We start from the raw sequence: 10,996 nt of genomic DNA, 5'->3' as shown, positions 1-10,996 counted from the left end.
CCCCGGGGGCGCTTCCCCCCCCTCCGGGGGGCGGGCCCTGCTTGCTGGGGGGGCGCGGGCGGCCCGGGGGCTCGGTCCCGCCCCCCCCCCCCCCCCGCCTCGACTCGCCGCAGCCGGTAGCGCAGCGTGTTCGGATGCACGCGCAATGTGTCTGCGGCGACTCGCACCTCACCGTGCGCGCGGAGGTACGCCTGGACCGATGTTCGCAGGTCGGTGGCGTGGGTTCGGTCGTAGGTGTCGAGGGCGGTCAGGCGTGGGTCGTGCAGGCGCGGGTGGTCGCGGATCAACTCCATGATCTCGGCCAGCAGGACCGCGGTCCTGGCGTCGGCGAGGGTGGCGACCCGGCTGCCCGACGGGTCGGCGCTCGGGCTGTCGAGCACCCGGTCGACCTCGGCGCGCGCCCCCGCGACCGCGGTGAGACCGGCGACGGGCACGGCGATCGCGGCCCGCACCACCAGTGCGCGGGTCTGCTCGAGCTGGGTGACCAGCTTGCGCACCCAGGAGCCGACGCCGCGCTCGGAGTGGTAGCCCGGCAGCAGCACATAGACCCGCTCGCCGATCGACTCCGTGACCGAGTCGTCACGAAAAGCGCTGGCGTGCAAGCGGATCAAGCCGCTCGACGAGGCCAGATCGGCGGCGGAACCGACCGACGCGAAGCCGATCACGGCGGCGGGACCGGTGGTCGCCAGGCTCAGCGCTGCGGCGACCGAGGGCACGTCGACGCCGTCACCGTGCGCGCCGAACAGCCTGCGCACGAGCACGGACTCGGTCGACGGCGCGTCCATCCGTCGCGCGATGATCCTGGCCGCCACCGCCGACGCACCACGCAACACCTGCGCCGCGTCGGGTCGCAGCGGGCCCGCGCCCTGCTGCAACCAGATGGTGCCGAGCATTCTGGCCTTCGCGCCGTCGGCGCCACGCCGGATGCCGACGACGAGTCTGCGGCGGATGTCGAGTTCGGGATGTTCGGGCACGTCGACGACCTCGTCGCTGCCGCGCACCCGGTCGAACACACCCCACTCACGCAGGATCCGCAGGTAATCGCTCGGGCCTTCCCGGCCCAGGATGGACTGGATGCGCAACCGGTCGGCCGACGCGTCCGAGGCCGAGTACGCGAGCACGCGCGATTGCGGGTCCTCGATGGAGACCATGCCGCCGGTTTCCTTGGCCAGCACCTGAGCCAGCCCGAAAAGGTCGGTGTCGGGGGCGAGCAGGTCGTGCTCGTCGGCGGCGGCACGCTGCCCCGGTGAGCGGGCCAGCATCCGGCGGATCAGCGAGAACACCTGGTCCCAGCGCGCCTGCCGGTGGACGTGGACCAGCGCGATACCCGCGGCATGGGCGGCGGCGCGCACGTCGGGCGAGTCGTTGGCACTCTTGGTCATCAGCACGCTCGGCCGTCGACCGGGGTCGCGCTCGCCGACCTCGCGCAACCATCCAGCGGTGGCGGCGGCGTCGACACCGACCAGCAGGAACACCGCGCCGTCCCCGTCGACGTGTTCGGGCAGGTCAGCAGGCTCGGCCAACACCACTGTCCGCACCGCCACCTCGCGGCCCGCAGGCGCGTCGACAAGGGTGGCGACGGTGTGGTCGAGGGCCGCCAGCAACTCACGCAGCGTCGTGTTCCCCTCGGACATCGAGCACCTCCACTGTTGGCCGATCGGACAAAGTATCGGTCGCATCTTCATCCGATCAGATGATTATCACCCCTGCCGACAGGTGTTGACTACGTCACATCCCGCTATCCGTCACGACGCAGGAGCCGCACCCATGGACGCCATCGCGACCACCCCGCCGCCGGTCAATGAACCCGTCGGCACCTTCGCCCCGGGCAGCCCGGAACGCCGTCGCCTGCAGACCGCGCTCGCCGAGCTGGCTGCCTCCCCCACCGAGATCGCCCACGTGATCGGCGGCCGCCATCTGCCCGGCGACGGCCCCGCCTTCGACGTGGTGCAACCGCACCGCCACGCCGCCGTGCTCGGCACCCTGCGCGATGCGAGTACCGCCGAAACGGCTGCCGCGGTCGAGGCCGCCTGCGCCGCGGCGCCCGCCTGGCAGGCGATGGCGTTCGACGATCGGGCCGCGATTTTCCTGCGCGCCGCCGACCTCCTCTCCGGACCGTGGCGGGAGAAGATCGCGGCGGCGACGATGCTCGGACAGTCGAAGTCGGCCTATCAGGCCGAGATCGACGCACCCTGTGAGCTGATCGACTTCTGGCGGTTCAATGTCTCGTTCGCCCGCGAAATCCTTGCCGGACAGCCGATCTCGTCGCCGGGTGTGTGGAATCGGATGCAGTACCGCTCGCTGGAAGGGTTCGTCTACGCGGTGACCCCGTTCAATTTCACCGCGATCGCGGGCAACCTACCCACCGCGCCCGCGCTGATGGGCAACACGGTGGTGTGGAAGCCGGCCAGAAGCCAGGCTGTGGCGGCCTACCTGACGATGCAGCTGCTCGAAGCCGCCGGACTGCCGCCCGGGGTGATCAACCTGGTCAACGGTCCGGGACCGGTCATCTCCGATGTGGTGCTGGCCGATTCGCGGCTGGCGGGTGTGCACTTCACCGGGTCGACGGCCACTTTCCAGCACCTGTGGCGGGAGGTGGCGCAGCGGCTGGACGGGTACCGCACGTATCCGCGACTGGTCGGTGAGACCGGCGGCAAGGACTTCGTGCTGGCGCATCCGTCGGCCGATCCGGCGGTGCTCACCACCGCGCTGGTGCGCGGCGCGTTCGACTACCAGGGCCAGAAGTGTTCGGCCGCCTCGCGCGCGTTCATTCCGCGTTCGGTGTGGGCGACGATGTCGGACGACCTGATCGAACGGACCTCGAACCTGCGCTACGGCGATGTCACCGACTTCACCAATTTCGGTGGGGCACTGATCGATCGACGCGCCTTCGAACGCAACACCGCCGCACTCGAACGCGCCAAGGCGACGCCGGGTCTCACCGTGGTGGCGGGCGGACACAGCGACGACAGCGTCGGCTGGTTCGTCGATCCGACGATCGTGGTCGGTGACGATCCGGCCGATGAGATCTTCAGTACCGAGTACTTCGGTCCGATCCTGGCGGTGCACGTTTACGACGACAGCACCCCGACTGCCTTCGCCGACGCGATGAACCTCGTCGACAGCGGCAGCCCCTACGGCCTCACCGGCTCGATCATCGCCCAGGACCGCACCGCCATCACCGAGGCGACGGAGCGACTCACCTTCGCCGCGGGCAACTTCTACATCAACGACAAGCCCTCTGGTGCCGTCGTCGGCCAGCAGCCGTTCGGCGGGGCACGCGCGTCCGGGACCAACGACAAAGCCGGATCCCCACAGAACCTGCTGCGCTGGACCTCCGCGCGCACGATCAAGGAGACCTTCGTGCCGCCCACCGAACACAGCTACCCCCACCAGGCACCGGAGGTGGACTGATGTCGGCACTGCTGCGTTCGACCATGCTCGCCGCCGCGCGCTCACCGAGGCTGGAGCGCACCATCACCAGGCTGCCGATCAGCCGGGCGGTGGTGGCCCGCTTCGTCGCGGGCACCACCACCGACCAAGCGGTGCGGGCCACCGAAACCCTGCTGCGCTCAGGACGTTTCGTCAGCATCGACTACCTCGGTGAGGACACCACCGACCTGGCCGACGCCGAGGCAACCGTCGCGCAGTACCGAACTCTGATCGCCGCGCTCGGCACCCTCCCCCAGTCCGACGTGGCGACGGGAGCTGTTCGGCCACTGGAGGTTTCGGTGAAACTCTCCGCACTCGGACAGGCACTGCCCAGCGACGGTCACGCGATCGCCCGCGAACACGCCCGCCAGATCTGCGCCGCCGCCGAGGCCGCGGGCGTGTGGGTCACCGTCGACGCCGAGGACCACACCACCACCGACTCGACGCTGTCGATCGTGCGCGAACTGCGCGCGGACTACCCATGGCTCGGCACCGTATTGCAGGCCTACCTACGCCGCACCGAGGACGACTGCCGCGCCATGGCAGGTCCCGGGTCGCGAATCAGGTTGTGCAAGGGCGCCTATGACGAACCCGAGTCAGTCGCCTTCCGCGACAAGGCCGAAGTCGACGCGTCCTACATACGCTGCCTCGGCATTCTCACCGCGGGCGCGGGCTATCCGATGATCGCCTCGCACGACCCGGCGGTGATCACCGCCGCCGGAGTGGGTGTGCAGGCGGCGCAGCGCAAGACCGAGGAGTACGAATACCAGATGCTGTTCGGCATCCGCCCCGACGAACAGCAGCGACTCGCCGCCGCGGGCAACCATGTTCGCGTCTACGTCCCCTACGGTGACCAGTGGTACGGGTACTTCATGCGCAGACTGGCCGAAAGGCCCGCCAACCTGGGGTTCTTCCTGCGCGCGCTGATCGGAGGTCGCGAAAGATGACCGGCTGTTCCGATACTCATTGCCGCTGAACATTATTCACACTCGATGCCCGCCTTCGCCGGTCGCGGTGTACTCGGGTGAGCCCACCGTGATGAGGCGGTGTACGCCGATGGAAGGAAACGCGAATGTCTTTCGCAGAGCTGCGCACCCAGATGTTGCGCCGCAAACCACTGACAGAGGTCGACGACGAGACTGCGGCCGACGAGGGGCTCGCCAAATCACTCGGGCTCTGGCAGCTCACCGCCATCGGCGTCGGCGGCATCATCGGCGCGGGCATCTTCACCCTGGCGGGCTCGGTCGCCCACTCGGTCACCGGTCCGGCGGTGCTGATCTCGTTCCTGATCGCCGGTGTGGCCAGTGCCGCGGCGGCCCTGTGTTACGCCGAATTCGCGGGCATGGTCCCGAAAGCCGGTTCGGCCTACACCTACGGTTACGTCTCGCTCGGTGAGCTCGCGGGCTGGTTCATCGGCTGGGATCTGCTGCTCGAGTACATCGCGGTCGCGGCGGTGGTCGCGATCGGCGTGTCCGGCTACTTCGGGTTCCTGCTCGACCAGGTCGGCCTGACCCTGCCCGAATGGATGCTCGGCGCGCCCGATACCGGTGACGGCCGGGTGGTCGACCTGTTCGCGGTGCTGTTCTGTCTCGGCACCGCGTGGGTGCTCTCGCGCGGCATCGGCAGCGTGGGCCGGTTCGAGACCATCGCGGTCGGCATCAAGGTCGCGCTGGTCGTGCTCATCGTGGTGCTCGGTGTGTTCCACATCGACAGCTCCAACTACGACCCCTACTTCCCGTACGGCACCGGCGCGGTCTGGACGGGCGCGGCGACGGTGTTCTTCGCCGTATTCGGTTACGACGCGATGAGCACCGCCGCCGAGGAATCCATCGACGGACGCAAGCACCTGCCCAAGGCGATCATCTACTCCCTTGCCATCGCGATGGTGCTCTACGTGCTGTGCACGCTCGTGCTCACCGGTATGCAGAAGTACACCGAAATCAGCCCGACCAGCGGTTTCTCCACCGCGTTCGAGTCGGTCGGGATGCCGGGCGTCGCCAACATCATCGCGGTCGGCGCGATCGTCGGCATCATCACCGTGGTCCTCACCTTCATGCTCGGTGTCACCCGGGTGTGGTTCGCGATGAGCCGCGACGGGCTGCTGCCGATCTGGTTCGCCAAGACCCACCCCACCCGCAAGGTGCCGACCAGGGTCACCTGGATCGTCGGCTTCGGCGCGGCGATCCTGGCCGGCGTGCTCCCGATCAACACCGTCGCCGAGCTCACCAATATCGGCATCCTGATGGCCTTCATCGTGGTGTGCATCTCGGTGATCGTGTTGCGGCGCACCAGGCCCGATGCTCCGCGCTCGTTCAAACTGCCGTTGATGCCGGTGATCCCGCTGATCGGCATCGGTTTCTCGGCCTACCTGATCTGGTCGCTGCCGTCGGAGACCTGGTGGCGATTCCTCGGCTGGCTGGCCGTCGGTCTGATCGTGTACTTCCTGTACTCGCGCAAGCACTCGGTGATGAACCGGCCGAAGCCGGAGCTGACCAAGTAGTCGAGAGTGGCGGGCGCGAATCAGTCGCGCCCGCCGCTACTCGCTCAGCGCCGACCCCGGCACGAGCACCCGCTTGAGAACCTTGCCGGTCTCCCCACGCGGCAGCTCGCTCAGGAACATGACATCGCGCGGGACCGAGAATCGACTCAGACGGTTACGGACGTAGTTGCGCACCATGTCCGAATCCAGGCCCGCCCCTTCGCGTTTCACCACGAACGCGACCAGCCGCTGACCGAACTCCTTGTCCGGAACGCCGACCACGGCCACCTCGGCGACCTGCGGCAGATGCGCCAGTGCCTCCTCGACCGGGCGCGGGAAGACGTTCTCCCCACCGGAGATGATCATCTCGTCGTCGCGGCCCGCCACGAACAGCCGACCGCCCGCGTCGAGGTAGCCGAGGTCGCCGGTGTCGAGCATGCCGTCGGCCTCCTCCGGCGGCGCGGAGTTGACGTAACCGTCGAAGAGCATGTGATTGGCGACGAAGATATGCCCGGTGGAGCCGACCGGCACCGGACGCAGGTCGGGTCCGAGCACCGCGACCCGGGTGCCCAGCGGCGGGCGGCCCGCGGTCGTCGGCGAAACCCGCAGGTCGTCGGGGGTGGCGACGCTGGCCCACGACACCTCGGTCGAGCCGTACACGTTGTAGAGGATGTCACCGAAGCTGTCCAGGAATCGCAGCACGGTCGCCCCGGCCAGCGGCGCACCACAGCTGACCACGTAGCGCAGGCTCGACAGGTCGAGCCCCGCGCGGACCTCGTCGGGAATCTCGAGCAGTCGTTCCACCATCGTCGGCACCACGATCAAGGTGGTGATTCGGTGCTCGGCCACCGCGCGCAGACAGTCCATCGCGTCGAAACCGTCGGTCAGCACCACCGTGGCCCGCAGGGCGGTGCTGAGCTGCAACCCGGCCAGACCCCAGGTGTGGAACAGCGGCGCGGGAATGAGCATGACCTCCTCCACTCGCAGCGGGATCCGCGAGAGCAGCGCGGCGATGGTGCCGAACCCTTTCGCGTGTGGGCGGCGCGCGCCCTTGGGCGAACCACTGGTACCGGAGGTGAGCACGATCAGCCGACCGGGATTCGACGGGATCGGAAAGTCCTTGTGCGCCTGGGCGATCAGGCCGTCGATCGTGATGCGTTCCGCGTCGGGCGGACAGTCGTCGGTGGTGTAGCGCGGCACGTCGCTGTGCAGGTAGCGGATCAGCGTTTCCAGCGCACCGTCGACGAAGACCGCGCTCAGCCGGTGTCGCTGCACGATCTCCTCGATCCGGCGACCCGACAACCCGGCATTGAGCAGGGCCACGTCGACGCCGAGTTTGCCTGCGGCGACCATGGTTTCGACCATGCCCGCGTGATTGCGGGCCAGCAGGCCGATGGCGTCACCCTTGCGCAGCCCGATCGAGTACATCGCGGCCGCGAGCATGGTGGACCGGGTGTCGATCTCGCCGAAGGTGTGCTGCCCACGCGCATCGATCAGCGCGAGCCGATCGGGTGCGTAGGCCGCGCCCGCCGCATAACCGCCAGCCAGGTTGAAGCCCCACCTCGACAGGGAGCGAAGCTGTTTCACGATCGACACGGGTTCGGGCCGCATCAATCCCGTGGCCGCGATACTGCGCGCCACCCCGGCGTTGCGGCGCACCCTCGACCGTTCGGCATTGACCACCACCGAGGAACGGGTGCCCGCGATCGCGTCGGCGGTCCTGCGCAGCCCTGCCTTGACCCAGTCGGTGACCAGCGAGTTGGCGCCCTGTTCGAGCAGCGGGTGGACCCGTGCGGCGGCGAAGAGGGTGATGTCGAGACGGGTCCGCTGCTGATCGCCACGCAAGCGGACCGCGGCGAAACTACCGAGCCCCGGGCTGCGCACTTCGAAACTCTCGTACCAGCGACCGATGACGAGGATGAACTCGTGCGTGCGAATTCCACCGCTCGCCGAGCCGACGCGCACCTGCCAGTGGACCGCGCCGTCGGGGCGCTCGACCGGTTCGCAACTGCCGATACCGATGAACATTCTCGGGTAACTCTGGGGATCGAGTAGTACATCCCACAACGCTTGACGCGCGATGGTGAAATCCGCGCTGACATCGATGACGTCGGTGACCAAACTCCGTGCTCTACTTCCCGTCGGCCTGATCGACCCAGCTGGTCGGCGGGCAAAAATGGGCGGGACGGTCGTTACCACCCCGCGGGTCGCCACGCTACCAAGCAGCGACCTTCCGCCATCAAGAATCAGACAAATCCGGTGGCTGTGGACGGTTTCGGCCGGACTTTGGTCGGTCGGCCACACCGGCCGACATCGCAGATGTGAAACTCTCCAATTGCTTGCGCACCCCGTTGGGATGCCGAAGTATTGCTGGCAGTACCGAACCGATCTGCATGAGTCGCCGTGACCCACGGCGCGACGAGCGAAGAGGTGTGGACATGACAGCCAGTTGGCCGAGCTCTCGAGATCCTTTCGACGACATCTTCCAGCGGTTTTTCGGCTCCGGAATGTCGTCGAAGCCGCCGGTACAGCGCATCGATCTGGGCAAGCTGATGACCGACAACGCGAAGTTGCTGGTCGGTACCGCCCGTGAGGCGGCCCAGGAGTGGGGCAACCCCGAAATCACTCCCGAGCACCTGCTCTACGCGGCCACCGAGGCCGAGCCAGGGCGCAGCATCGTGGCCGAACTGAGCCTGGATCCCGACCAGGTCGCCGAGCAGATGGAGGACTACCTCGACACCGGCGAGCCCAGCGAGGACGATCTCGCCGACATCACCCTCAGCCCCGCCACCAAGCTCGCACTGCGCGCGGCGCAACGCCAGGCCGCCCAGTCGGGTAGCAGCTACATCGGCCCCGAGCACATCCTGCTCGGCATCGCCTCCTTGCCCGACAGCGTGGCAGCGCAGGCGCTGGTCGCCGGGATCGCGGCTACCCAGAGCGGCGGCGTGCCAGCACCCGGTACCCCGATGGCGACCGCGCCGTCGAAGCGTCAACAACCCGAATCCGACACACCCACCCTCGACGAATACGGTCGCGACCTCACCGCCGAGGCCCGCGAGGGTCTGATCGACCCGGTCGTCGGGCGCGCGGAGGAGATCGAGCAGACCATCGAGATCCTGTCGCGGCGGCGCAAGAACAACCCGGTGCTGATCGGTGACCCCGGCGTCGGTAAGACCGCGATCGTGGAGGGGCTGGCCCAGCGCATCGTCAACGGGGACGTGCCGGTCACCCTCGCCGACCGCAAGGTGATCGCGCTCGATGTCGGTTCGCTGGTGGCGGGCAGCAAGTACCGAGGCGAATTCGAGGAGCGGCTGACCAAGATCCTCGACGAGGTCCGCGCGCACAAAGACGAGCTGATCATCTTCATCGACGAGCTGCACACCATCGTCGGCGCGGGTGGCGGCGGCGAGGGCTCGATGGACGCGGGCAACCTGCTCAAGCCCGCCCTCGCGCGCGGTGACCTGCACGTCGTCGGCGCGACCACCATCGACGAGTACCGCAAGTACATCGAGAAGGACGCCGCGCTGGAACGCCGGTTCCAGCCGGTGATGGTCTCGGAGCCCTCGGTCGAGGACACCATCGAGATCCTGCGCGGGCTGGCCGACGTGTACGAGGAACACCACCAGGTGCGCTATTCCGACCAGTCGCTGGTCGCGGCCGCGCAGCTCTCGGATCGCTACATCACCGACCGGTTCATGCCCGACAAGGCGATCGACCTGATCGACCAGGCGGGCGCGCGCGTGCGGTTGCGGTCGGGCACCCCCGATCCCGAAGTGAAGGCCAAGGACGAGGAGATCGCGCGGCTGTACCGGGAGAAGGACGCCGCCGTCGACAACGAGGACTACGAGAAGGCCAAGGCGATCAAGGCCGAGATCGCCGTCGCCGAGACCGAGCTAGAGGAGTCCGGCGCGACCGCCTCGGAGCCGGTCGTCGACGTGGTCGACATCGCCGAGGTGATCTCCAAGCGCACCGGCATTCCGGTGGCCGATCTGACCGCCGAGGAGAAGCACAAGCTGCTCCAGCTCGAGGATGTCCTGCACAAGCGGGTGATCGGGCAGAACGAGGCGATCGTGGCGATCGCCGAAGCGGTGCGCCGGGCGCGCGCCGGACTCAAGGATCCCAACCGGCCGATCGGGTCGTTCCTGTTCCTCGGACCCACCGGTGTCGGCAAGACCGAACTGGCGAAAGCGTTGGCGGAGGCCGTCTTCGGTGATGAGGACCGGCTGATCCGGTTCGACATGAGCGAGTTCCAGGAGAAGCACACGGTCTCGCGGCTGGTCGGCGCACCGCCCGGATATGTCGGCTACGACGATGCCGCCCAGCTCACCGACAAGGTGCGGCGCCAGCCCTATTCGGTGATCCTGTTCGACGAGGTCGAGAAGGCCCACCCCGATGTGTTCAATGTGCTACTGCAGTTGCTCGACGACGGGCGGGTCACCGATTCCAAGGGCCGCACAGTCGATTTCAAGAACACGATCGTGATCATGACGTCCAATATCGGTTCGCACATCATTCTCGAGGCGCCCCCCGGTGACCTCGATTCGATCGTGCCGCAGCTGGAAGAGCTACTGCGCCAACACTTCCGGCCCGAGTTCCTCAACCGGATCGATGAGCAGATCGTGTTCCACCGCCTCGACAAGGCGGAGCTGGAGCAGATCGTCGAGCTGATCCTGGACCGGACCCGGCGCATGCTCGCCGCGCAGGACGTCGAGCTCGACATCACGCAATCCGCGGTGGATTGGTTGAGCGAGCGCGGTTTTCAGCCCGAGTTCGGTGCGCGCCCGCTGCGGCGCACCGTCCAGCGCGAGCTCGACAACCGGATCTCGCGGTTGCTGCTCGACGGTGGGTTGGAGCCGGGCGGCACGGTGAAGGTCGATACCGCAGGCGACGATCTGGTCGTCACCGCGGCGAACTCGGCGGGCAAGCCCGAGACCAACGGGTCCGAACCCGCGCCTACGCCGAAGAAGGCGGCGAAGAAGCCCGCCAAGAAGGCCGCGGGTAAGAAGGGTGACGACAAGAAACTCGCGTCGAAGTAGCTGATCGAACGACTGTGGCCCCGGTTCGCGAGAACCGGGGCCAGTTGTC

At 67.9% G+C, this 10,996-nt stretch carries 6 protein-coding genes; 4 read left to right on the top strand and 2 right to left on the bottom strand.

Going from position 1 to position 10,996, the window contains the following annotated elements; all coding sequences use genetic code 11:
- On the bottom strand, positions 1-1,634 hold a 1,634-nt coding region (locus ACFW6D_RS10185), incomplete at its 3' end, for a PucR family transcriptional regulator (protein ID WP_379326738.1).
- 133 nt (positions 1,635-1,767) lie between these two features.
- On the opposite strand from ACFW6D_RS10185, the gene pruA reads away from it, so the two are divergent.
- From pruA to ACFW6D_RS10170, 3 genes are all read left to right on the top strand, one after another.
- Entirely contained in the window at positions 1,768-3,414 is a 1,647-nt protein-coding gene (pruA, locus tag ACFW6D_RS10180) for an L-glutamate gamma-semialdehyde dehydrogenase (protein ID WP_379326736.1), read from the top strand.
- Entirely contained in the window at positions 3,414-4,379 is a 966-nt protein-coding gene (locus tag ACFW6D_RS10175) for a proline dehydrogenase family protein (protein WP_379326734.1), read from the top strand. The genes pruA and ACFW6D_RS10175 overlap by 1 nt, the downstream gene beginning before the upstream one ends.
- 125 nt (positions 4,380-4,504) lie before the next feature.
- Entirely contained in the window at positions 4,505-5,932 is a 1,428-nt protein-coding gene (locus ACFW6D_RS10170) for an amino acid permease (RefSeq protein WP_379229777.1), read from the top strand.
- 36 nt (positions 5,933-5,968) lie between these two features.
- Here ACFW6D_RS10170 and ACFW6D_RS10165 read toward each other — a convergent pair whose 3' ends face one another.
- Positions 5,969-8,032, bottom strand: a complete 2,064-nt coding sequence (locus ACFW6D_RS10165) for an AMP-binding protein (protein ID WP_379326732.1) — start codon at positions 8,030-8,032, stop codon at positions 5,969-5,971.
- 317 nt (positions 8,033-8,349) lie between these two features.
- Between ACFW6D_RS10165 and ACFW6D_RS10160 the strand changes: the two genes are divergently transcribed.
- A complete protein-coding gene (locus ACFW6D_RS10160) occupies positions 8,350-10,947 on the top strand; it encodes an ATP-dependent Clp protease ATP-binding subunit (RefSeq protein ID WP_379326730.1) in 2,598 nt (865 codons plus the stop codon).
- Positions 10,948-10,996 lie beyond the last annotated feature (49 nt).

The organism is Nocardia sp. NPDC058705 (assembly GCF_042749305.1).
In the GTDB taxonomy this organism is placed as follows: Bacteria; Actinomycetota; Actinomycetes; order Mycobacteriales; family Mycobacteriaceae; genus Nocardia.
This window is presented reverse-complemented; position numbering and strand designations above follow the sequence as displayed.